Below are 24,368 nucleotides of genomic sequence, written 5' to 3'. Positions count from 1 at the left end.
GCAGTCTATGGGGCACACCACCGCGGGTGTGGCCCATTTTTTGCTGTTTTTATGGAAAATAATGTAAATTATAGCAGGCGGTATGTTCGACATTATAATTAGGCTGTTTTGATTTAAATAATAAATATAGCATCAATATGTATTGAATATAAGGCCTGCAAAATAAAAAAATTTTTTATTATAAGGAGGAATAAAAATGGATTCAAAAACAAAAAAACTTGTTCTCACAGCGGTATGGGCAGCATTAGGGTTTGTTCTGACTCCGATATTCAGGATACCCGGTTATGCGGCTCCAATGCAGCATTTGATTAATGTTTCGGGCGTTGTGCTTCTCGGGCCCGTATACGGTTTCGTATGTTCTGTGCTTTTAACCGTTATGAAGCTTGTTATTATGGGAGAGGATCTGTTTTCAATCCCGGGAGGGCTTATAGGAGCATTCTTGGCGGCTGTGCTTTTCGGCAAAACAAAAAATATGTGGGCGGCCGTAGGCGGTGAAATATTCGGTACAGGGATACTGGGTGCGCTTTGCTCTTATCCTCTTGCCAAATTTTATTATGGAACACCGGGCGTAGCAGTATTTACATATATTCCGGCATTTATGATAAGCACATGTTTCGGATCGCTGTGCGCCGTCGTACTCTTAAAGGCAATGAAAAAATCAGGTATACTTTACAAACTTCAAAAGGAGGCTGAATAATTATGGATTTATTTAAAAATGCGGAGGTTATATTTAAAAATATTGAAAATAAAAAACCTATAGTACATAATATTTCAAATATCGTAACTGTAAATGACTGCGCCAATATTACGCTTGCCGCCGGCGGTTCCCCTACAATGGCGGATAATCCCGACGAGGTAGAGGATATAACAAAAGCATGCGCGGGTTTTGTTATAAACATGGGGAATATAAGCGATTACTTGGTGGAAAGCATGATCAGGGCGGGAAAAATGAACAACAATATCGGACATCCCGTAGTGCTTGATCCTGTTGGAGCAGGGGCGGCGGCAAAAAGGAACAGCGTCCTTTTTAAACTTATGGAAAATGTAAATTTTTCCGTTATCAGGGGAAACATATCGGAGATTAAATTTTTAGCTACCGGAAGCGGTGCGGCTAAAGGCGTTGACGCGGATGAAAACGATAAAGTTACATATGAAAATTTGGACAAAACAGTCGGATTTGCCAAAGAATTAAGCAGAAAAACAGGCGCGGTTATTGCCATAAGCGGTGAATTTGATATAATATCAGACAGTACCAGAGCTTATATAATCAAAAACGGGCACAATATTATGTCCAAGGTGACGGGAACCGGATGCATGCTTTCAAGTTTAATCGGCGTTTTTTGTTCGGCAAATCCCGACGATATACTTAACGCGGCTGCTGTTGCCGTAAGCAGTTTTGGATATGCAGGCGAGCTTGCTTACAAAAAAACAGTTGAAACTGAAGGAGGAACGTCGTCTTTCCGTATGCACCTTATTGATTATGTAAGCAAAATGACGGCGGATGTTTTTAAGGAGGGCGCTAAAATTGAAGTTAGATAAAGAAACGATGCTTTTATATGCCGTTACTGACAGGACATGGCTTAACGGCAGAAAGCTTGAAGACGAAGTTGAAAAAATCTTAAAGGCAGGGGCGACATTTGTCCAACTGAGGGAAAAAGACATTTCGGAAAAGGAATTTATTTCCGAAGCTAAAAAAATCAAGGAAGTGACAGACAGATACAAAGTCCCGTTTGTTATCAATGACAATATAGAAGTTGCAAAAGCTGTCGACGCCGATGGAGTACATATTGGACAAAGCGATATGGAGGCAAGGAAGGCAAGGCAGATACTGGGAGAAGATAAAATTATCGGTATTTCGGCAGGCAACTTTGAAGAAGCTTTGCAGGCTGAAAAAAACGGTGCGGATTATATAGGCGTCGGGGCCGTGTTCCATACAGATACTAAATTGGACGCTACGGCCGTAACATTTGAAGAAATGAAAAAAATTACGGAAAGCGTTTCTATTCCGGTGGTTGCCATAGGCGGAATTAACAAAAATAATATATTGGAACTTAAAGGCTCCGGAGCGGACGGTGTAGCCGTAGTTTCCGCCTTGTTTGCCGCGGATGATGCATATTGCGCCGCAAAAGAACTCCTTAAGCTTTCTGAGGAGATGACTGGAAAATGAAAAATATAATTTTTGACCTTGACGGCACTTTGATAGATTCAATGCCCGTTTGGAACGGCGTAGGCAAAAAGTTTCTTAAAGACAACGGCGTTGAGCCGCCGGAAGATATTGAAGAAATTTTTAAAACTATGTCTTTTGAAGAAAGCCACCGATATTTCGCCGAAAATTTAGGGCTTGAATGCAGTTTTGATCACATGATTTCGTCGATTATATCAATGGTTAAAGACTGCTATGCAAATACAATACCTCTGAAACCATATGCGTACGAATTTTTGGAAAAGGAATACAAAAAGGGTACAAACATGTGTATTCTTACCGCTTCCGAAGAAGATTATGTTATCCCGGCTGTAAAACGACTTGGCATAGATAAGTTTATAAACGGTATTTTTACATGCACGGGACTTGGCATGAGTAAATCAAGCGGCGAAATATATGACGCCGCGGCCGAAAGGCTGGGGGGAACGGCAGCGGATACGGCTGTTTTTGAGGATGCATGCCATGGCGTTGTAAATGCAAAAGGCAGGGGATATTATACTGTTGCCGTTGAAGATGAAAGCTCTAAGGACGATAGGGATACAATAATTAAAACGGCCGATATGTATATTAAAACTTATAAAGAGCTTATATAAGGAATATTAAATAGTATAAGATATTTACGGCCGAACTTTGCTGTGCGGCCGTTTTTATATTTATAATTAAGCCGGATTTGTTCATGGCAAGGGGAATTATTGGGGAATATTAAGGCGCTATGCCCCCCGGAAGTTTATATATATCAATGGCCGAATATTAATTGACATAATTAATATATTGACGGCAACTTCGGTTTACAGGAGCATATACTCATGGCAATGAAATATTTCCGAATTTCAGTGTTGCATATGCTTGCCGTAGGAGCCGATTGCCTGTGTATATATATCTTGAACAGAAGAAATTTTTCACTTGTTAGGCCGGAAGGTTTTAACGGGCCGCAGTGCCGCAAGAGCAAAATAAAGATGAGCAGGAACGGCAAACACTGTGTCAAGCGGCTTTAACGCGGCTATTGAGCTATGCTGTATGTTAAAATCAGCCGAAGCTGTTAATAAATTTTAAAACAATTAGTATCGGTTTAAGCTGACATGAAATTAATTTCGGTTAAAATCTGCAACAATTTATAATGTGTTTATTATATTACGTTATATATAATTGAAGAGTATAATTTTTTCTTTTATTGTTATTTTTTTTACATGCGAAAATTGAGAAAAACAATCCAAAACATGCTTTGAAATACTTTTTTCGGCATGTTTTTTATTGTTATTATATTAAAACGGTATTTAAAAACCTTAAAAATAAGGTTGTTTCGTAAACAAAGCAGTTTCCATGCAAAATATTTTTTGTTTTTTTCAAAAACTACTTTACAAATTTTTGGTAATAATGTAGTATGTTGGTATAGTGGTCTGACAACCTGACAGATAGTTTTTTCCTTCACAATTTCTGTTAAGGAAAATCAGGCAAAAAGGAGGCGCACAAAGAGGAGGCAATTTGTAATTAAATAATACCGCTTTCGATGCTTCATGGAATACATTTTTTAAATTAAAAAGCCGAAATTTAAAACTAAGCAGCAGAGCTGAAGAATTTGATTTAGCGGTATTCTAACTTGGAAATATTAGGCCAAGAACTGATTTTTCACTGTAAGAGTATGTTATTGTTTATTGGGAGAGGGGAATTTATATGAACATCGTTGTTTGTATCAAGCAGGTTCCGGGCACAAACAAAGTGGAGGTAGATCAAAATACAGGCGCGCTTAAAAGAGACGGCGTGGATTCAAAAATGAATCCGTATGATTTATACGCGATAGAATTTGCTCTTAAAATGAAAGAAAAAACAGGCGGCACAGTTACTGTATGTACGATGGGGCCGCCGCAGGCAACGGAAATAATAAAAGAAGCTTATGCAATGGGCGTTGATAACGGTTACCTCTTCAGCGACAGGCGCTTTGCCGGAAGCGATGTGCTTGCCACAAGCTATACTTTAAGCCAAGGCATTAAAATGATTGGGGAGTTTGACATTATAATATGCGGCAAACAGACAACCGATGGGGATACTGCACAGGTTGGCCCGGCAATCTCCGAATTTTTGGATATACCGCACGCTGCATGGGTTGATAAGCTTATAGATTTTGACGAACAGTACATAACGGTTCAGCAGGACTTAAATACGTTTACACAGACTGTGAAAGTTAAATATCCTTGTTTAATTACAGTTGAAAAAGGCGTATTTGAACCCAGACTGCCTTCCTATAAAAAGAAAATACAAACGAAAGACAGGCCGGTTGCGACTTTGACATTAAATGAATTCGGCGACAGGGACGAAAGCAATTACGGACTTATGGGTTCAGGAACGAGCGTTGAAAGGATATTCCCGCCGGAAACAAAGGGCGACAGCGTTTTTATCAGAGGGAGCTTTATGGAACAATGCGACGGTTTTATGGATGTGCTTAAAAAAGGAAAGTATGTTTAAAATAGGGAGGCGTCATTATGATTGTTATAAATAACGGAAAATGTATCGGATGCGGCAAATGTGTTGACGCTTGTCCGTTTTATGCAATAGAAATGAAAGACGGGAGGCCTGAAGTAGGGGCGGGATGCAAAAACTGCAAGCTTTGTATAAAAGCTTGTCCTGCCGAAGCAATTTCTTTTGAAACTGCAAAAGTGCGCGCTGTGAATAAAGACGAGTGGAAAGGGATACTTGTGTTCATAGAAGTTGACGGAGGGGCGGCCCACAGCGTAGGACTTGAACTTGTAGGTAAAGCGCTTGAGCTTGCCGAAAAAGTAAAACAACAGGTTTATGCCGTAGTATTGGGAGCTGAAGGGCTGGAAGGAATTGCAAAGGAAGTTATTGCTTACGGCGCCGATAAAGTTTATATATATGAGGATGAAAGACTCAGGTATTTTAAAGGCGACGTTTATCCGAATGTAGTTGAGGACTGTATAAATAAAATAAAGCCGTCCGTTGTGCTTGTAGGGGCTACGCCTGTAGGCCGTTCCCTTGCCCCAAGCTTGGCGACAAGGTTCAGGACAGGGTTAACGGCTGACTGCACAATGCTTGATATAAAAGAAAATTCCGATTTAGTCCAGATTAGGCCGGCATTCGGCGGCAATATAATGGCGCAGATAGTGACTCAAAATGCACGCCCGCAGTTTGCCACAGTCAGGTGCAAAGTCATGAACAAGGCTGAACGGCGTGACAATCCAAAGGCTGAGATAGTAAGGTGCGGCGTTGCGGACAGCATGGTTAAGGACGCTATTGAAGTTATAAAAAGCGTTCCTGTTGTTAAAACGGAAGATATTGCAGAGGCCGAGGTGCTTGTGGCAGTCGGCCGTGGGATTAAGGTTAAGGCTGACTTTGACATGATTCAGGAATTTGCAGATAAGATAGGCGCAAGGATAGCGGGAACAAGACCGATAATAGAAAAGGGCTGGCTTCATTATACAAAACAGATCGGCCTTTCGGGAAGGACTGTAAAACCGAAACTTATTATAACATGCGGCGTATCGGGAGCAATACAGTTTGCGGCAGGAATGAAAAACTCCGAATGTATTATTGCCATAAACAGCGATCCAAACGCCAACATATTTAATATAGCAAACTATTGTATAGTGGGAGATTTATACGAAATAATACCCGAAATGACAAAAAGGCTTGAAGAAGGAGGCGCTTTAGCATGACATACAAACCGGTTTATAATAAAGTCAGCGATGAAAATATAAAGGATCTTATTGATATGACTTCGCCTGAAAGAGTATTTGTAAAAGATGCGATAAATCTTGACTATTACCATGACGAAATGCCGGAATATGGTAAATATCCTCCTGAAGCCGTAGTTGAAGTGCTCACCACTGAAGAAGTTTCAAATATAATGCGTTATTGCTGGGAAAGAAGCATACCCGTTGTACCGAGGGGCAGCGGTACGGGGCTTTGCGGAGGAGCCGTTGCAAAATTCGGAGGAGTTATGCTTTCTACGGCAAAAATGAATAAGGTTATCGGTATTGATATGAATAACCTTACTATAACGGTAGAGCCGGGGCTTATGCTTATGGAGCTTGCGGCTATTGTTCAGGAAAAAGGGCTTCTGTATCCTCCCGATCCAGGCGAGAAAAGCGCTACAATCGGAGGCAACGTAATGACGAACGCCGGAGGCATGAGGGCTGTTAAATACGGCGTTACAAGGGATTATGTAAGGGCCATGGAAGTTGTGCTTTCCGACGGGACAGTAATAAACTTAGGCAGCAATGTTGCTAAAAACAGTTCCGGATACAGCCTGCTTGATATATTGATAGGCTCGGAGGGAACGCTCGGTTTTGTAACGAAAATAACTTTGGAGCTTATACCTCTTCCGAAAAGGAGCGTAAGCCTTCTTGTACCGTTTCCGGATCTTGACAAATGTATTGATACAGTGCCTAAATTTTTTGAAAATAAACTTATACCTACAACGCTTGAATTTATGCAGAGAGAAGTCATAATGGCGGCAGAAGAATATTTGGGAAAGGTGTTCCCAGACAAGGGCTCCGACGCTTATTTAATACTTTCTTTTGACGGAAATACAAAAGAAGAAACTGACAGTATCTGTGACAGCGTTGCGCAAGTATGCCTTGACTGCGGCGCCGAGGACGTTTTTATATCCGATACCGAAGAAAGGAAGGAAGCGATTTGGTCCGCACGGGGGGCGTTCCTTGAGGCTATTAAAAGTTCGACGCCTGCAATGGACGAATGTGACGTTGTTGTACCGCGGGACAGAATTGCCGATTTTGTTAAATTTGTAAACGGCCTTGAAAAGGAATGTGAAATCAGGATTAGGAGTTTCGGCCATGCCGGCGATGGGAACATCCATGTTTATGTATGTAAGGACGATCTCGAAGAGGACGTATGGATGGAACGCCTTAACAAAGTTATGAAAAAGATGTATGATAAAGCCGAAGAAATGGGGGGCCAGGTTTCGGGCGAACACGGCATAGGGCATGCCAAAGTAGGATATTTGGAACAGTCCCTCGGCGAAAAGAATATACAGATTATGGAAGGCATCAAAGCGGCCTTCGATCCAAAGTTTATCCTAAACCCCGGAAAGGTTTATTGTGATAAAATATAATATTTCCCTCAAAAAGGAACGGCTTTTAAAAGAAGGCCGTTCTTTTTTGCGCCGGTAAACATAAAAACGCGCTATGAAACCCTAGGATTAAAAAAAGACATAGATAATATGTATGTAAGTTTAAGAAGAAAATATGAATTTTGCCTCGGTTTAATGGGAGCAGAGGTAACTCGTCTGTTTAATGACGGCGCCATGTCACAGCGAATTCCTGTTGTAAATATTGATTTGTTTAATTGCGGCATATGGATATATTGAATAACAGCCGTCAATAAATTGTATGGCGTCCCTATTGCGCTATGTTTAACTAAAATTATGGATTTTGAGGCTTATAAAAGACATTTGTAAATAAACCTTCTGTTCTTATCGTGTATAATTTGTATAATTGTGGTATACTTAATCCGGCATATTTAATTTACAGAGGTGAGAATTATGAAAATTATCGACGGGCATATACATTTCAGGCCTGAATATGAAAATTTTTCAGAGGTGGCCGCTTCATCCGGGCATATAAACAGTGAAAAGCATTTAAAAGAAGTTTTTGAAAAAAACAATATATGTCATGCCATTGTTATGGGAAATTTAGATTTGGAGCTTGAAAACCATATATATCCGGAATACATGAGTTATTGCGTCGGCCTTGACAGCAATACTTTTAATGAAAGGCCTTTAAAATATTTTGTGGAAATGGCTGAACTTCATCTTAAAAGGGATGAATGTGTCGGAATAAAGTTATACCCGGGTTACTGCCATTTTTATGTTTATGATGAGATTTACGAACCTTTTTATAAACTTGCGGAAAAGTACAATAAGCCTGTCGCAATACATACCGGAGCAGTGGCAAATACAAAAAAAGGGGGTTCCCTGCTAAAGTACAGCCACCCGCTTACAGTTGACGAGGCGGCCGTCAGCCATCCGGGAGTAAACTTTGTTATGTGCCATTTCGGAAATCCATGGCTTTGCGACGCGGCCTCGGTGATTGAAAAAAACCGTAATGTGTACGCCGATATTTCCGGTATACTTGAAGGCAGGTTTGACGTTGGAAAGTTTATAAACGAAAATTTAAATTATATAAACATGATTAAAACATGGCTTGGATATATAGGCGATTACAGCCGCATTATATACGGGACGGACTGGCCCATAGTAAATATTGAAAATTATTTGGAGTTTGCAAGGTTTTTAATTCCCGAAAGCGAACATGAAAAAGTTTTTTATGAAAACGCCAAGAGGATATACGGCCTGAAGATTTAGGAGCGGAATATTCCGACAAAAACCGAAGGAAATTACATGGTTAAAAACTCCTTTTATTTTCATGGGAAAAATAGTATAATATCATTCAGTATAACAAATAAAGGAGGATACCATGCTGCCTATTGAGGAACTTAAAAAACGTGAATTTAATATATTTGAACTAATGGCAATTTCTAAAACGGTGTATAAAACATGTTTTAAATCAATACTTGATATTTCGATTTTGTTAGGTCTTCCGATAAATATATTTTTGTCATATATTATTGTGTCAATGTTTAATTTTATGGATGCAAATAATATTGTAGGCGCGTATACCAATGTGGAGCAGATGAAAAATCTGTTGGTGAACGGGACATTTGAAAAGCTTGGACTGTATTATATTGTAATAATTGCGGTACAAGGCGCGCTTATTCCTCTTGTAACAATGGCTGTTGCAAGGGTAACGGAAGATTTGCTTTACGGAAAAATTACGCGTTCATTCGACGCGATAAAAGAAAGTTTTTCATGTGGGGCGGTATTGATTATAGCTTCGCTTATATATGAATTTATAATATTTACGGGAATTATGTTATTTATAATACCCGCCATATTCTTTTATGTAACATTATATTTTTATTCTTATGCCATTATACTCGACAAAAAAGGCACGGTTGAAGCTTTAAAATACAGCTATATCCTTTCAAAAGGAAGATTTCTGAAAACTGCGGTACCGGTTTTTGTAATATTTGTTATGGATTATTCTATAAATAATTTAATAAGCTATGTTTTTGCTGTTTTTAATATGGGAGTTGCAGGGGATATATTGGCAGGAATTGTAAGTATTACAATAAGCTGTTTTTTCCTGGTAACAAGCACGCTTTTTTATGTCAACAGAAAAGCTGTTGCGGGCGAATGCCCGAACTTAGGAAATTAGCCGTTTTCTGCCGTTTTTATTTTTACGGCGGATCATTTTGCGGTAATAAAGTTTAAATATTAAATATAAGGAGGGATTTTATGGTAGCTGATATGAGCGGTTTTTCTAAGGAGGAATTGAAATATCTAAAACTTCTTTCAAAAAAGTACCCTGATATAAACAGTGCAAGCGCTGAGATAATTAACCTTCAGGCTATATTAAATCTGCCTAAAGGCACGGAGCATTTTGTAAGCGATATACATGGGGAATATGAATCTTTCAGCCATGTGTTAAAAAATGCGTCGGGAGTTATTAAAAATCAGATAAGCGCGATTTTCGGCACGGAAATGCGTGAAAGTGAAAAAAAGGCTCTCGCAACTTTGATCTATTATCCCGAACAGAAACTTGAACAGGTTAAAAAGGAAGAAACAGAGATTTTTGACTGGTACAAGATTACTTTATACAGGCTTGTGACAATATGCAAGGTTTTAGGGTCTAAGTACAGCCGTTCAAAAGTAAGGAAAGCGCTCCCAAAGGAGTTTGCTTACATAATTGAGGAGCTTTTGCACGAGGACAGAAGCGATACAAATAAACAGATGTATTTTAATGAAATTATAGAAACTATAATACGGCTTTATCAAGCAGACAGATTTATTATTTCTATATCAAACCTTATACAGCGCCTTGCAATAGATCAGCTTCATGTGATAGGCGATATATATGACAGAGGGCCTAAGGCGGCTAAGATAATGGATTTAATATTAAAGTACCATTCTGTCGATATACAGTGGGGCAACCATGACATAAGCTGGATGGGGGCGGCGGCGGGATGCCAGGCTCTTATATGCAATGTCCTGAGAATACAGGCACGGTACGCCAATCTCGATACTATAGAGGAAGATTACGGCATTAATCTTATACCGCTTGCTACATTTGCCATTGAAGTTTACGGCGACGATCCATGTGAAAATTTCATGCCGAAAACACAGCCCGACGAACTTATAAGCGATAAGGATGCAAAACTTATTGCAAAAATGCACAAAGCTATTTCGGTTATGCAGTTTAAGGAAGAAGCAAAAATTATAATGCGTAATCCTGAGTTTAAAATGGAAAACAGGCTGCTCCTTGGCAGTATGGATCTTGAAAAAGGAACGGTTACGATTGAAGGAAAAGAATACCAGCTTAACGACACTAATTTCCCTACAGTTAATCCGTCAAATCCGTATGAACTTACGGAAGAAGAACAGTTTGTTATGGATAAAATAAAGTTTTCTTTTGTAAACAGTGAAAAACTCCAGGAGCATATAAGATTTTTATACAGCGCCGGAAGCCTGTATAAAAAATTCAATTCAAACCTTATGTTCCACGGCTGCGTTCCTATGAATGAGGACGGAACGCTCAAAATTGTGAACTTCCGGGGCGAAAGGGTTAAGGGGGCCGAATATTTTGACGCCGTTGACAGGGCGGTACGGGAAGGATATTTTAATAAACCGCATTCCGATGAAAAACGTATATGTATGGATCTGATTTGGTATTTATGGTGCGGAGAGGATTCGCCTGTGTTCGGCAAAAAGAAAATGACTACTTTTGAAAGATATTTTATTGACGACAAGGAATCGCACAAAGAAATAAGCAATCCGTTTTATTCTTTAAGGAACGATGAGGACATATGCAAAATGATATTGGCTGATTTCGGAATGGATCCTGAAAGGAGCCATATTATTAACGGGCATGTGCCTGTTAAAGTTGCAAAAGGGGAAAGCCCTATTAAGGCCAACGGAAGGCTGTTTGTTATCGACGGCGGATTTGCAAAGGCTTATCAAAGCGTAACGGGTATTGCAGGATATACGCTGATATATAACTCCCACGGCCTTGTTCTTGTCAGCCATGAACCTTTTGAAAGTACGGAAAAGGCTATTGCGGAAGAAAAGGATATATATTCTTCGACAGTTGCCTTACAGTATTCGCAGGAACGTATAAGGGTGGCAAATACCGATATAGGAGCAGAGCTTAGAAGCAACATACAGGAACTTGAAAAGCTGCTTGACGCATATCATAAAGGCATAATTAAGGAGATATAAAACATTATTATAAAACAGGCGCGCTTTGTGTAATGCGGCCTGTTTTTATAATGGCCTAAAGAGGATAAGTTTAAAAATAGGTTTGGGATCATGTAGAAAGAATCTGAAATACGGTGGAAATGCAGTATATATGGTATATAGATTCGGTTTGCAATGGCGTACATGGTTTTAAACGGCCGATGCGGCACAATAGCCGTGTTAAAGTCGTTTGGCGTCGGATTAGCGGCGCCCGCTCATTTTTGCCTAATCTGACGCTTAAAACTTTTCGCTACCGCAAGAAAAAATTTTGCTGTTCAAGGCGCATATGCGAAGGCGCCGCCGATCCGGCAAAGAGAATATGCCGCGCCGAAATTCGGGAAATTTTCCTTGTAAGGCGTGTGTGCCATTGTAAAGCAAAGTTATAAATTGATTAAAAATTTTTAATTATTGGAAACGTATATTTTTTGAACTGTCCGGATGTCAGGCTTTGAACGGACATATATTTTAACGTTGAATATGATGCGTTAAATTTAAAACGGCGGCTTATATAATGGCATAAAATAAGTTATGAATTAATGCCTTTATATAAGCCGCCGTATATTATTATTCTTCCTCTTCTTCCTCTTCCCAAAGGTCATAGAATGTATTGCTTACTTTTTCAAATAAATCGTCGTCCTCGATAAGTCCGAGTTCAACGTCGTCGCCGTTTTCTTTATATTCATATATAAGCACTGTTTCGTTGTCAAGCGGAAGAAGGGCGATATACTCTTTGCCGTCAACTTCAAATACGCCTATTATTCCACATTCGAGTTCGGTATCGTCGTCGAGGGTAAGGGTCATTGTTTCCATTTCTTCATGCTCATGGTCGTGATCACACCCGCATCCGCAGTTGTGGTTATCGTTATTCATATTAATAGCCTCCTTTAGGTTATTGGTTTATAGATACAGTATACCATATATTTTCATAAAACGAATTATTTTTTTACAATTTTCTTAATTTTTTTAGAACGATGCTTTTCAACAGGATCCGATAAAGCTCCGTAACTCATTGTTTTTTCAATTATATTGATGTCGAAAGCTTTTTCGTATTTTTTAAGCCATTTAATTTCATTTGGGGAGGCAAGATTTATAACCGTTCCTTCCGAACCATTGCGCCCTGTTCTTCCGGCCCGGTGCTGATAATATACCGGTTCTTCTGAAATATCAATATTTACCACAATATTCACATCGTCAAAATCAAGGCCTCTTGCGCCTATATCCGATGAAACGAGAATATTTATTCTGCCTTCGCGGAAGTTATCCATTACGGTACGCCTGTCGTTTTTATGTGCGGCGCCATATATTCCGCCGGATTTGAGACCGTGATAATTGAGCTTTTCAACCATTTCTTCAATACTGTTTGGGTTGTTGAGGAAAACTATTGTTTTTTCCGGTTTCAGGCCCGCTATTATTTTCCTCAGTAAAACAATCTTGTCTCTCTTGTCGCAAACAATATAATAGTGGCCTATATTCTCGGGAATTATACCTCTTTCTTTTTCTATTGAAATAATATTTCCGGCTATTTCGGAAGCCGCTTTTTTCGTTTGTCCGCTTATAGAAGCCGAAAGCATAACTATCTGCCTTTCGCTTGCAAGAGTTGTTTTTACAACAGCTTTTATATTTTCGATATTAAGTGGATCAAGCATCCTGTCGGCTTCATCGATTACTATTGTACGGCATGTATGCGCCTGTATTTTTTTCTTTTTGATTAAATCCAATATGCGTCCTGCGGAACCGATCACTATTTGAGGCTTTTCCTTCAGCTTTTCAAGCTGCCGGCTTATGCTTGCGCCGCCTATTATAAGGGCGGATTTTATTTCAGAGCCTGAATTTTCGGAAAGTATTTGTGCCTGACGGTTTACCTGAGCGGCTAGCTCATGAGTTGGCGTTATTATTATTGCCTGTGTGCTTCTTACGCCGGGATCGGCTGTCATAAATATCGGCAGGAGGTATGCAAGGGTTTTGCCGCTGCCCGTCTCGCTTTTGGCTATTATATTTTTTCTTTTAAGCATTTCAGGTATAACTTTTTCCTGTATCAGTGTGGGAGAGTTTATGCCTTGGGCATGGAGGCCGTTTATAAGGCTTTCGTTTATTCCTAGTTCTTTAAAATCCATATTTTTCCCTTTCTTTTCCATATAAACATATATTAACTAGATAAAAAATACACTGTTTTGATTATATATGTTTTTTTAAAATGTGTAAACAAATTTAAGCCGTGTCTTTTTCAGTAAGGTAATTTGTAACGCCGATATATATTGCCCATGCAAGTTTCTCTTGATATTCATCGCTGTTTAAAAGGCTTTCTTCGGCAGGATTACTCAGAAAACCGCATTCAACCAGCGCCGCTGCCATTTCAGGTTTGCGGAGTATGTAATAATCTGTATTGGCTTTAATCTGACGGCTGTTATTTGGGTCCGCATACGTTTTCAGGCTTTCCTGTATATGTTTTGCCAATGCTTCGCCTTCGGATGAACCGTTGTAGTAAAAGACTTGCGCTCCCTTCGCGCCGGGCGATGTAAAAGCGTTTTGGTGTATACTTATAAGCAGGTCGCCGTTTGAGGAGTCGGCGATGTTTTTCCTTTCGCGCATGTCTTCGCGTTTGTTTTCTCCCAATGCCTCGTCTGTTATGCGGCTTATTATTACAACAGCGCCTGCCTGTTCAAGATATGTTTGGAGTTTCAGCGCTATTGCAAGGTTTATATCTTTTTCATTTTTTCCGTTTGTGCCCGTTTTGCCCGGATCAAAGCCGCCGTGTCCAACGTCGATTACTATTGTTTTATGACCCAGGGGCATCATTGTTTCCGCTGTTTTAAAGTCAATACAGTTTTTACAGCAGGCCGCCGCTATTAAAATTGTAAACAGGCTTATGGCAGTTTTTTTAAATCTCAACTTAATCACCTTCTGTTTTTGCATATATTTATATAATTTATTCCAAAAAAGGCGGTTTATTATTGATTTATAACTTATGCGGGGATATAATAATTTTGTACATATTTATTCGTGTATGCGAAAATTAAGGGGGAAATATTATAATGAAATTAGCAGAACTTAAAGAAACGCTTAACAACCTTATTGTTGAAATGGACGGTGCGATTGCCGTTGTTACAATCAACAGGCCTAAGGCTCTTAACGCTTTAAATGCGGAAACGCTTGAAGAAATTAAAAAAACTATGGAATGTATCGGAGAAGATGAGGCGGTAAAGGGCGTTATTATTACAGGAGCAGGTGAAAAATCATTTGTTGCAGGCGCCGACATTTCACAGTTTGTACCTCTTGACGCTATCGGCGGAAGGAAATGCGCTGAACTCGGTCAGGCTGCATGCTCTTCAATAGAAAAACTTGAAAAACCTGTTATTGCCGCTGTTAACGGATATGCGCTCGGCGGCGGAAACGAAATCTCAATGGCATGCGATATAAGGATAGCAAGCACAAAGGCAGTTTTCGGACAGCCTGAAGTTAACCTCGGCATTATGCCTTGCTTCGGTGGAACGCAGCGTTTGACAAGGCTTGTAGGATATGGATATGCAAAGGAAATGATTTTTACTGCAAGGCAGGTTAAGGCTGATGAAGCATTAAGGATTGGCCTTGTTAATAAAGTTGTGGAACCGGAAGAATTAATGTCGGCCGCAAAAGAAATGATGAATACTATCCTTTCAAAAGCTCCTATTGCTATTGCAATGTGCAAAGTAGCGATCAATAGAGGCAAAGAAATGGATTTAGACGACGCCCTTGAACTTGAAAGGGACGTTACAGGCCTCCTTTTCTCTACGGCAGATAAAACAGAAGGCGTAGACGCATTCCTTAACAAAAGGAAAGCTGAATTTACAGGAAAATAATAATTTACGCAGGATTTAAAGATACGTTTATAATGCGGAATTCTGCGAAATTTTTATGTGAAACAGATATTTATAATGTTTTTGGATGTAAAAAACTCCCGCCATATAAAGCGGGAGTTTTTTGTTTTTGCCGCATTTTAATTTAGATTTTAAATTAGTATTTGTCAGAATCGCTGGAGTGTCTGTCAAAATTATAAAGCAGAGAATTGTTGTTGTAAAATGGCCGGAAGACGAATATAAAGTCATAGGTTTGTTAATATCCATAGGTTATTAGTTTCCATTGGCCGTTATCGGAACGAGCCAGCCACCATTGCCAATCGGTATATTCCGTATCTGCATTCCATGCGCCGCCGCCTTCTTTTGGTGAATGGAAATTGCTGGTAAACATAATGCATTGCGTAAAAGTTTCCTTATTGTCATTTGCCGTTTCAATCTTGTTTAACCATTCAATGTTGGATTCGCTGCATTCATCATCAGTTGAATATGAAATGCTGTGCAGTTTGCACCCGTCCCAAGTATTGAATTCTTTCTTAATTAATTCTATAGCGTCATTCATTTCATCTTCCGTATAGATAGATGATGTTCCATAGTCAATATTTACTTCTGATATTGCTTTATTTGTACATCCGGTTAAGGAAAAGATACAAATTATCAATAATAATCTAAATACTTTTTTCATAAAAATACCCTCCTGACTTCAGGTTTATCGCTATAACTACACTTGCTGCCTATACATGTTCGGTAACTTATTCGGTAACGGCCATAGCTTACTGGGTACGCTTTCCATGAAACGGAATGTTTCAATTTAATTGCATAATGTAATGAGTTTTAAACAAACATATCGGCAAAGCTTTTTGCCGCATGTGAAAGGGCTACGTTTTTTAGCTTCACAAGGCCGATGCTGCGTTTTGGGATTGCAGGAGTTACGGGGATTTCAAAAAGCTGTTCGTTGTCAATCATGCCTTTTGTGAATTCTTTTATTGCAAAAGTAAGGCCGAGATTTATTTTGGCAAACTCCAAAAGAAGATCGCTTGAACCGAGCTCTATTATAGGCTTTAATACAACGCCGTTTTTTTGCATAAAGTCGTTTAAGAATCGGCGTGAGTTGCTGAGATCTTCAAGAAGAAGGAGGGGATATTTGTCTATTGATTTAAGCTCTATCCCTGTTTTTGCAAGCTCCTTGTAATTTGAACCTCCAACAAGACAGTCCTGTATTGTCTTAAAGGGAAGGACAAGCAGATCCGAGTCTTTTTGTATAGGAAGGTTTACAAAGCATATATCGACAATACCGCTTTTTAGCAGTTTAAGGGATTCATATGTCGTTTTGTTTGTGACTTTGATGTTTATATGCGGATTATTGACGTTATACTCTTCAAGGTATGGCATTAGCAGGTTGGAAATAACCGTATCGCTTGCGCCGATTTTAATTTCGCCTGTTTTTAAGTTTACCATTTCCATATATTTGTTTTCGGCAGTTTTAATAAGAGCTAAAGCCTGTTCGAGATATTCATACAATACGCCGCCTTCAGGCGTTGTATGCACGCCCTTTGTTGTACGGATCAGAAGGGGCGCGCCCATGCGTTCTTCAAGCTGGCGTATCGACATGCTGACTGCCGGCTGGGAGATAAAAAGTTCTTTAGCCGCAGAAGACATGTTGCCTGTCCTGACAACAATACAAAATATTTTGTACAAATCTAAAGGTATGTCGTTATCCATACTAACGCCCCCAAACAATTAATAAAATTAACGCCGTAAATTTTTTTGAATAAACCTACGGCGCCAAATAAATTATATATTTAATTTTTAAGTTTATCAATATTAAAATACAAGTTCTTTTAATGTTTTAACAACGCCTTTAATGTCATAAGCGTTCATTATACCGCTTGAAACGGCAACCCCGGCTATGCCTGTTCCTTTAAGCATGCAGGCGTTTTCTGCCGTAATGCCGCCGATTGCCACAACGGGTATGGAAACGCTTGACGTTATCTTTGAAAGGGTTTCTATTGATATGATTTCTGCATTATGCTTTGTTGAGGTTTGAAAAACTGCTCCCGCGCCTATATAGTCGGCGCCCATTTTTTCCGCTTCGACTGCAAGTTCGGGAGTATTTGCCGTTACGCCGAGAATTTGACCGCGGTCGCGGCGCATTATACGTCTGCCGTCGCGCACAGATATATCTTTTTGGCCTATGTGCAGCCCGGCGGCCCTACAGTCAAAAGCTATGTCAACCCTGTCGTTGATTATCAGGGGGACGTTGTATTTATCGGTTATTTTTTTCAGCTTGTTGGCTTTCTTTAAAAAATCGGCGCTGTTTAATTCTTTTTCTCTCAGCTGAACCATTGTTACTCCACTTTTAACCGCTTCTTCAACAACATCGAAAAAATCGCGCCCATTTAATGAATGGCTGTCGGTTACAAGGTACACTTTCAAATTATCCCTGTTCAAAAACTATGCCTCCCTCGTCCGTTCCTGTATTCCTAAATAAATATAATGCGTTGATAAAGTTGACTTTGAAATCGGCGGGGCCGCGGGATATTTCCGCCGCATTTTCACCGCATGCATCAACAAGGAATATTGCTTGTACAGCGGCGTTAAACGGATCTTTGTTGACGGAAAGGAAAGCTCCGATTACCGATGAAGCCATGCATCCCGCTCCGCTTATTCTGGTGAACATATTTGTGCCGCGGCTTATGGAAACTGTCCTTAAACCGTCCGTTATAATGTCTTTTTGTCCCGTAACGGCTATTACGGTTTTTAGTTCGGCGGCCAATTCTTTTACTATTTCCATATCAATTTGATTTTCGGCAGAATCAATACACTTATTGGAAATATTGGAAAGCCCTGCAAGAGTTTTTATTTCTGCCGAATTCCCTTTTATAACCGAAGGCCTGACGTTTTTTAGAATGTCGAAAATTCCATTCTGACGGAAGGCAACGGCGCCGGCGCCTACAGGGTCCAGTATTATCGGTATGCCGTTAGTATTCGCGCATTTACCTGAAAGTACAGCCGCCTTAAAACGCATTTTGTCCGGCGTGCCTGTGTTCAGCACAAGAGCGTTTGAAACTTCGGTTATCTGCGCGCATTCATAGTGGCTATATGCCATAACGGGCGAAGCGCCTAATGCTGTTGATACGTTCGCGCAGTCGTTTATTGTTACAAAGTTTGTTATGTGGTGTACGACAGGGGCGGTTTGTTCGATTTTGAGCAGGCTGTTATTAATATTTTCTGTGATTTTATTCATTTATCATACCGGCTTTTTTATACAACATATAAAAATGATTTGTGGGGCCTACTCCTTTGCCTATGGAAAACGAATGTTCTATAGCTGTCGATATATAATCTTTTGCATTTTTAACGGCATTTTCAACGGAAAGGCCGTTGGCAAGGTTTGCCGCTATTGCCGACGAGATTGTACATCCTGTTCCGTGTGTGTTTTTTGTGTTGAAGCGTTTCCCGGGGAGCGTAATTACCTTGCTGCCGTCAAAAAGTATGTCGGTGGCGTCGTTTTCGAGATGGCCGCCTTTAACAAAAACATATTCCGCACCCATGCTGTGGATTTTTACGGCGGCTTCTTCCATTTGGGAAATATTCTCTATTTTTATTCCGGTTATGGCTTCGGCTTCGGGGAGGTTTGGGGTAAGAACTTTTGCAAGGGGGATAAGACGTTTTATAAGCGCGTTTTTTGCTTCGGGCTTTAAAAGGTCGAAACCGCTTTTTGAAATCATAACGGGATCTATAACGATATTTTTTGGAGAATATTGTTCAAGCTTGTCGGCTATTGCATTAATAGTTCCTATCTGGCTTACCATGCCTACTTTAACAGCGCTTACGTCTATATCTGTAAATATTGCGTCAATCTGTCCGGAAATAATTTCCGGGGAAATATCCTGACACCCGAATACGCCCATAGTGTTTTGAACGGTAACTGCCGTTATTACGCTCATCGCATATGTGCCGTGAGCGCAGAAAGTTTTAATATCAGCCTGTATTCCGGCCCCGCCGCATGAATCGCTGCCGGCTATTGTCAATACGTTTTTCATTTTATATACCTCCGTTGATTAATCGTTGAATTTTTTACCAAGACGTATAATTTCGGTTGATTTTAATATAAGGTATCCTATAATGGCGCCTCCTAATGAGCTGACTATGAACGGGCCAACATAAAATAATGCCCCGACTTCACTGCCCAATATAAATTTGCTAATCGGAACGGCGATTAACGCGCCTATGATGCCGGTGCCTATAACTTCTCCTGAAGCGGCGGCGGCGGTACTCTTTGTTTTGGCGTATAATATGGACGCCAAAAATGCGCCTGCCATGCTTCCGGGAAAGGCCATAATACTGCCTGTTCCTATTATATTGCGTACAAGGGATATTCCGAAAGCCGTTAAAACGGCATAAGCGGGGCCGAGTATTACGCTTGCTATAACGTTGACGGCCGCCTGCACCGGAAAACATTTTGATGCGCCGATAGGTATGTAAATAAAATTACCGGCAAGTATCCCGATTGCAATAAGCATTGCGCAAAGCGTGAGTTTTTTTGTTTTCATAATTATTCACCTCTTATTTTTGGCCAAAAAAAAGCACAGCTTTAAATAACTGTGCTTTGGACTGCATACCTTTCCATATAGCTTCCCTACGCCGGTACGAACCGGATCAGGTATAAGGAGTTGAAACACATTTCTCTCAGCTGACTTTATTAAGGCAGCACCCCCAGCACTTTATTAAATAATTTTACCATTAAAATGTAATCTGGTAAAGGAGTATTGGTAAATTATATTAAAAAATTTTTAAGATGTTAAATTTTGTATTGTTTAAATGGAAGTATAATATATACTATTATTATAAAAAAATCAGGAGGAAAAATAAAATGTTGGAGTTTTTAAAGGCTGTGCTATTCGGCATAGTTGAAGGGATTACAGAATGGCTGCCTATAAGCAGCACCGGACACATGATACTGTTGGATCAGTTTGTAAAACTTGAGGCGAGCGCGGAGTTTCTTGAAATGTTCCTTGTTGTTATACAATTAGGGGCTATACTTGCGGTTGTGCTTATTTTTTGGAAAAAGCTTTTCCCGTTTAAAAAATATAAGGGGAAGGTCATGATTAAAAAAGACACGTTTATTATGTGGTGTAAGATTGCGGTTGCATGTGTGCCGGCAGCGGCAGTGGGGATACTTTTTGACGAAAAACTTAACGAGCTTTTTTATAACTATCAAACAGTTGCGGTTTCGCTTATAGTTTTCGGCGTTTTATTTATTGTAATCGAAAACAGGAATAAAAATATTAAGCCGAAAATTACAAGGATTAAGGACATAACGCTTCAAACGGCGGTTATGATTGGCATATTCCAGCTGATTGCGGCGGTTTTCCCGGGTACGTCGCGTTCGGGCGCGACTATTATAGGCGCGCTTATGATAGGCGTATCGAGAACCGTTGCGGCGGAATTTACATTTTTTCTTGCCGTGCCGGTTATGTTTGGGGCAAGCATTTTAAAGATAGCCGGATTTGGTTTTAATTTCACCGGTGAAGAAATGATGGTTCTGTTAACAGGTATGTCCGTAGCTTTTATAGTTTCCGTTATAGTTATCAAGTTTTTAATGGGATACATAAAAAAACATGATTTTAAAGTATTCGGCTGGTATAGAATTGTATTGGGCGTAATAGTTCTGGCATATTTTATTTTTACAAAAAATTCTGTAGTTTAGGATTGACAAATTAAACTGACAGTATTAATATAAATATATGAACAAATATTCATATATTAAGAGGTGGACATTATGGGCTTAGACTGCCAAATCTGCAGTGAATGCCGAAATGCGTTTAACATTATTAAAGATGATATAAATGAGGAATTGATATATGACGTGGCAGACTTTTTTAAAGTATTCGGCGATTCAACCAGAATAAAACTATTACAGCTTCTTTTGGAAAAAGAAATGAATGTCAGCGAGATTGCCGATAAACTTGATATGACGCAGTCAGCTGTAAGCCATCAACTTAGGGTACTAAGGCAAAATGAACTGGTAAAAAACCGCAAGGAAGGAAAAACAGTTTATTATTCTCTTGACGACAGCCATGTTGAGAATATTTTAAGGCAAGGCATAAGCCATATCAAGCATAAAAAGGGATATTAATATGTTTTATGGAGAAAATAAAACAACATGAAATAAAAACTTGTTAATTTAGCCCTGTAAGTTTTATTATTGTTTCCGGTTATATTTCCGATACGGCGATTTAAAATCATATGGTTTTTGACGAAAGTTATAAATTATAAAAATGGATGTTTCAGAAGCGTATGCATCAAATAATAAATTTTAAGGAACAGCTTTTGGGCATCCGTTATTATTGAAATATACATGAATAATTGTTCATTAAAGCAAATGTTAATGCGAGGTGATTATATGGAATGTATGGTTATTGAACTTAAAGGACTCACATGCAGTAACTGCGGGGCAAAAATCGAAAATGACACAAAGAAAATCAAAGGGGTTAAAAATGTTGATTTAAACCTTTTTAAACAGGAAATGAAAGTTGATTTTGACAATAACAGCGTTTCGGGAATATTTGAAATGGTTGAGAAAATTACAAATAAATATGAACCGGATGTAAAAGTTAATTTAAAAGGTTCAGATCAACTGTCAACTGCAAAACATGCCTTGCATGCGGACGGACATATGCGCGAAAGGGAATGTTGCCGCGGGCATCATCATTCGCATGAAGAGGAGCAGGCAGTGCATGAACATTTACATGGCAAGGAACATACACATGAACATTCTCACGGAGATGAAAATGAAAGCTTAAAAGGACGCCTTATCAAGTATGGAATTGGAGCGGCATTTTTTATAGCGGCGATAGCGACTGAAAGGCCGGAAGTTCCTTATATTTTAAATGCGGCGCTTTTTATGACCGCTTATCTTATATTCGGCCTTGATGTGCTTGTCAGGGCGGTTAAAAATATATCCCGCGGACAGGTTTTTGACGAAAACTTTTTAATGGCGCTTTCAACTGTAGGGGCGATAGCTATTGGCGAAATGCCGGAAGCTGTATTTGTTATGCTGTTTTACCAAATCGGCGAAACGTTTCAGGATATGGCTGTTGAAAAATCAAGAAAATCTATTAAAAGCCTTATGGACATTAGGCCGGACTTTGCAAATAAATTGATTGACGGCGAAGTTAAAACTGTTTCTCCCGAAAGCGTGACGGCAGGGGATATTATAATTGTTAAGCCGGGAGAGAGGATTCCTCTTGACGGCAAAGTGGAAGAGGGCGAAAGTTCTGTCGATACGTCGGCTCTTACGGGCGAAAGCGTACCGCGGGGAATAAAAGCCGGAAGCGAAGTATTAAGCGGCGCAATTAATTTAAGCGGTATGATAAAGGTGAAAGTTACAAAAGAATTTGCTAATTCCACCGTTATGAAAATATTGGAGCTTACGGAAAATTCGGCTTCTAAGAAAACAAAGACAGAACAGTTTATAACGAAATTTGCAAGGGTTTACACACCCGCTGTTGTTATAGCCGCCGCTGTGTTGGCGTTTCTGCCGCCGCTTTTAATCCCGGGAGCCGAACTAAAGGTTTGGGTTTCGAGGGCTCTTGTTTTCCTTGTTGTTTCATGCCCGTGCGCATTGGTGCTTTCTGTTCCTCTCGGATTTTTTGCCGGTATCGGCGAGGCGTCAAAAAACGGCATACTTATAAAAGGAAGCAACTATTTGCAGGCATTATGCGCCGTTGATACAGTCGTTATGGATAAAACGGGAACTATAACAGAAGGCGTATTCGGAGTTACGGAAATTAAGCCTTCGGAAAGAACCGATGAAGAAGAACTTCTTAAACTTGCCGCTTATGCGGAAAAGATGAGCACGCATCCCATTGCAAAAAGCATAACGGAAAGCTACAGGAGCAAAGAGAAAATTGATATAAATAACATTTCTGATTATGAAGAAATAAGCGGATATGGCGTAACGGCATCAGTTTTCGGAAGGAAAATATTGGCGGGAAACGGAAGGCTTATGGAAAAATACGGCGTTAAATTTGAAAAGTATGCCGGCATGGGAAGCGTCGTTTATATTGCGGACGAAAATGGATATCTCGGAAGGGTTGCGGTATCGGATAAAATAAAAGAGGACAGTGCGGAAGCCATAAGCAAGCTTAAAAAACTCGGTATAAAAAATACTGTTATTCTTACGGGAGATACAGAGGAAAACGGCAAAATTGTCGCTGAAGCGGTTGGGGCCGACAAAGTTTACGGCGGGCTCCTTCCGGGCGACAAAGTTTCGAAAATAGAGGAGATATACAACGGAGGATATTCCAAAAACGTGCTTTTTGCCGGTGACGGAATAAATGACGCGCCTGTTTTAAGCAGGGTTGAAGTTGGCGTTGCAATGGGTGGGATGGGAAGTGATGCGGCCATAGAAGCGGCCGATGTTGTAATAATGAACGACAATCTTATGAAACTTCCGGCGGCCATAAAAATTGCAAGAAATACGAATAGAATTGTTAAGGAAAATATAGTTTTTGCCCTTGGCGTCAAAGGGATTGTTCTTGTTTTGGGAGCGGCAGGCATTGCCGGTATGTGGCTTGCGGTTTTTGCCGACGTAGGAGTCGCATTTATAGCAATTTTGAACTCCATGAGAAAAAAAGCATGATATGCGGAATATGTATAGTTTTTAGACGGGGGCGGATTAAATTTCGTCCCTGTTTTTGTATTAATTTGTAATCTGAAACGCCGGATATTATATTAAATATTTTATGCATCAGTGGTTACAATAATTTAGCATACTTATGATTAAGAGATTTGTATTATTCTTATGTTAAATCTTTTATTATATTAATCCATACTGTTTTATGCATGTCAGGAGGCTGATAATTGAAGCTTTAATATAAAAAAGTTTTGGTTCCCGTCGACTTCAAAGAGTATTAGACTCAATAGATTAAACGCTGTTTTATAAGCTGAGGCATTATAATTTGGGAAATATTAGATATATAAAAAATCGGTTAGTTTT

The 24,368-nt window shown here is 39.7% G+C and carries 23 protein-coding genes and 1 riboswitch; of the genes, 14 read left to right on the top strand and 9 right to left on the bottom strand.

From position 1 onward, the window contains the following. Positions 1-196 precede the first annotated feature (196 nt). From thiW (NE664_00730) to NE664_00685, 10 genes are all read left to right on the top strand, one after another. Positions 197-697: an energy coupling factor transporter S component ThiW gene (gene thiW, locus NE664_00730; protein MCQ4725188.1), complete on the top strand. Its 501-nt coding sequence runs from the start codon at positions 197-199 to the stop codon at positions 695-697. Positions 698-699: 2 nt separating this feature from the next. Continuing rightward, positions 700-1,539 carry a hydroxyethylthiazole kinase gene (gene thiM / locus NE664_00725; GenBank protein ID MCQ4725187.1) on the top strand — a complete coding sequence of 280 codons (840 nt, stop codon included), beginning with the start codon at positions 700-702 and terminating at the stop codon, positions 1,537-1,539. Further along, positions 1,526-2,167 carry a thiamine phosphate synthase gene (gene thiE / locus NE664_00720; GenBank protein ID MCQ4725186.1) on the top strand — a complete coding sequence of 214 codons (642 nt, stop codon included), beginning with the start codon at positions 1,526-1,528 and terminating at the stop codon, positions 2,165-2,167. Before thiM (NE664_00725) ends, thiE (NE664_00720) begins: the two co-directional genes overlap by 14 nt. Further along, on the top strand, positions 2,164-2,796 hold the full coding sequence (locus NE664_00715) for an HAD family phosphatase (GenBank protein MCQ4725185.1): 633 nt from the start codon (positions 2,164-2,166) through the stop codon (positions 2,794-2,796). The genes thiE (NE664_00720) and NE664_00715 overlap by 4 nt, the downstream gene beginning before the upstream one ends. Before the next feature lie 1,078 nt (positions 2,797-3,874). Further along, positions 3,875-4,663 carry an electron transfer flavoprotein subunit beta/FixA family protein gene (locus NE664_00710; protein ID MCQ4725184.1) on the top strand — a complete coding sequence of 263 codons (789 nt, stop codon included), beginning with the start codon at positions 3,875-3,877 and terminating at the stop codon, positions 4,661-4,663. Between the two features lie 17 nt (positions 4,664-4,680). Further along, positions 4,681-5,871 (top strand): electron transfer flavoprotein subunit alpha, encoded by a 1,191-nt coding sequence (locus tag NE664_00705; GenBank protein ID MCQ4725183.1) that lies wholly within the window; start codon positions 4,681-4,683, stop codon positions 5,869-5,871. After that, positions 5,868-7,289: an FAD-binding oxidoreductase gene (locus tag NE664_00700; protein MCQ4725182.1), complete on the top strand. Its 1,422-nt coding sequence runs from the start codon at positions 5,868-5,870 to the stop codon at positions 7,287-7,289. The genes NE664_00705 and NE664_00700 overlap by 4 nt, the downstream gene beginning before the upstream one ends. Before the next feature lie 429 nt (positions 7,290-7,718). Beyond that, positions 7,719-8,540, top strand: a complete 822-nt coding sequence (locus NE664_00695; GenBank protein MCQ4725181.1) for an amidohydrolase family protein — start codon at positions 7,719-7,721, stop codon at positions 8,538-8,540. 112 nt (positions 8,541-8,652) lie between these two features. Further along, positions 8,653-9,453, top strand: a complete 801-nt coding sequence (locus NE664_00690) for a hypothetical protein (protein MCQ4725180.1) — start codon at positions 8,653-8,655, stop codon at positions 9,451-9,453. Positions 9,454-9,533: 80 nt separating this feature from the next. Then, the gene (locus NE664_00685) at positions 9,534-11,513 is read left to right on the top strand and encodes a fructose-1,6-bisphosphatase (protein MCQ4725179.1); all 1,980 of its coding nucleotides are present in this window, start codon (positions 9,534-9,536) and stop codon (positions 11,511-11,513) included. 582 nt (positions 11,514-12,095) lie between these two features. Here the strand turns inward: NE664_00685 and NE664_00680 are convergent. The 3 genes from NE664_00680 to NE664_00670 all read right to left on the bottom strand — a co-directional run bounded on the left by NE664_00680 (position 12,096) and on the right by NE664_00670 (position 14,420). After that, positions 12,096-12,401: a DUF1292 domain-containing protein gene (locus NE664_00680; protein ID MCQ4725178.1), complete on the bottom strand. Its 306-nt coding sequence runs from the start codon at positions 12,399-12,401 to the stop codon at positions 12,096-12,098. Positions 12,402-12,466: 65 nt separating this feature from the next. Continuing rightward, complete coding sequence (locus tag NE664_00675; GenBank protein MCQ4725177.1) at positions 12,467-13,645, bottom strand: DEAD/DEAH box helicase; 1,179 nt, start codon at positions 13,643-13,645, stop codon at positions 12,467-12,469. Positions 13,646-13,739: 94 nt separating this feature from the next. Then, positions 13,740-14,420, bottom strand: coding sequence for an N-acetylmuramoyl-L-alanine amidase (locus NE664_00670; protein ID MCQ4725176.1), 681 nt, complete (start codon positions 14,418-14,420; stop codon positions 13,740-13,742). Positions 14,421-14,563: 143 nt separating this feature from the next. On the opposite strand from NE664_00670, the gene NE664_00665 reads away from it, so the two are divergent. Continuing rightward, positions 14,564-15,367 carry an enoyl-CoA hydratase-related protein gene (locus tag NE664_00665; protein MCQ4725175.1) on the top strand — a complete coding sequence of 268 codons (804 nt, stop codon included), beginning with the start codon at positions 14,564-14,566 and terminating at the stop codon, positions 15,365-15,367. Between the two features lie 253 nt (positions 15,368-15,620). Here NE664_00665 and NE664_00660 read toward each other — a convergent pair whose 3' ends face one another. From NE664_00660 to thiW (NE664_00635), 6 genes are all read right to left on the bottom strand, one after another. Then, entirely contained in the window at positions 15,621-16,046 is a 426-nt protein-coding gene (locus NE664_00660; GenBank protein ID MCQ4725174.1) for a hypothetical protein, read from the bottom strand. 149 nt (positions 16,047-16,195) lie between these two features. Then, entirely contained in the window at positions 16,196-17,083 is an 888-nt protein-coding gene (locus tag NE664_00655; GenBank protein MCQ4725173.1) for a LysR family transcriptional regulator, read from the bottom strand. Between the two features lie 102 nt (positions 17,084-17,185). After that, positions 17,186-17,812 carry a thiamine phosphate synthase gene (thiE, locus tag NE664_00650; protein MCQ4725172.1) on the bottom strand — a complete coding sequence of 209 codons (627 nt, stop codon included), beginning with the start codon at positions 17,810-17,812 and terminating at the stop codon, positions 17,186-17,188. Continuing rightward, positions 17,799-18,608, bottom strand: coding sequence for a hydroxyethylthiazole kinase (thiM, locus tag NE664_00645; protein ID MCQ4725171.1), 810 nt, complete (start codon positions 18,606-18,608; stop codon positions 17,799-17,801). Before thiM (NE664_00645) ends, thiE (NE664_00650) begins: the two co-directional genes overlap by 14 nt. Further along, positions 18,601-19,407: a bifunctional hydroxymethylpyrimidine kinase/phosphomethylpyrimidine kinase gene (gene thiD / locus NE664_00640; GenBank protein MCQ4725170.1), complete on the bottom strand. Its 807-nt coding sequence runs from the start codon at positions 19,405-19,407 to the stop codon at positions 18,601-18,603. The genes thiM (NE664_00645) and thiD overlap by 8 nt, the downstream gene beginning before the upstream one ends. Positions 19,408-19,425: 18 nt before the next feature. Next, complete coding sequence (gene thiW, locus NE664_00635; GenBank protein MCQ4725169.1) at positions 19,426-19,917, bottom strand: energy coupling factor transporter S component ThiW; 492 nt, start codon at positions 19,915-19,917, stop codon at positions 19,426-19,428. 66 nt (positions 19,918-19,983) lie between these two features. Further along, a riboswitch (TPP riboswitch) is annotated at positions 19,984-20,092 on the bottom strand. Positions 20,093-20,237: 145 nt separating this feature from the next. Here thiW (NE664_00635) and NE664_00630 point away from each other — a divergent pair. The 3 genes from NE664_00630 (at position 20,238) to NE664_00620 (ending at position 24,011) form a co-directional block, all read left to right on the top strand. Next, the gene (locus NE664_00630) at positions 20,238-21,074 is read left to right on the top strand and encodes an undecaprenyl-diphosphate phosphatase (protein MCQ4725168.1); all 837 of its coding nucleotides are present in this window, start codon (positions 20,238-20,240) and stop codon (positions 21,072-21,074) included. Positions 21,075-21,146: 72 nt separating this feature from the next. Further along, positions 21,147-21,503 (top strand): metalloregulator ArsR/SmtB family transcription factor, encoded by a 357-nt coding sequence (locus NE664_00625; protein ID MCQ4725167.1) that lies wholly within the window; start codon positions 21,147-21,149, stop codon positions 21,501-21,503. 267 nt (positions 21,504-21,770) lie between these two features. After that, positions 21,771-24,011, top strand: coding sequence for a heavy metal translocating P-type ATPase (locus tag NE664_00620; GenBank protein MCQ4725166.1), 2,241 nt, complete (start codon positions 21,771-21,773; stop codon positions 24,009-24,011). The last annotated feature ends 357 nt before the right edge of the window (positions 24,012-24,368 follow it).

Origin of the sequence: Anaerotignum faecicola, from assembly GCA_024460105.1 — a bacterium.
Classification (GTDB): Bacteria; Bacillota; Clostridia; order Lachnospirales; family Anaerotignaceae; genus JANFXS01.
The sequence above is the reverse complement of the archived record's forward strand: the minus strand, read 5'-3'. Positions and strand labels throughout refer to the sequence as shown.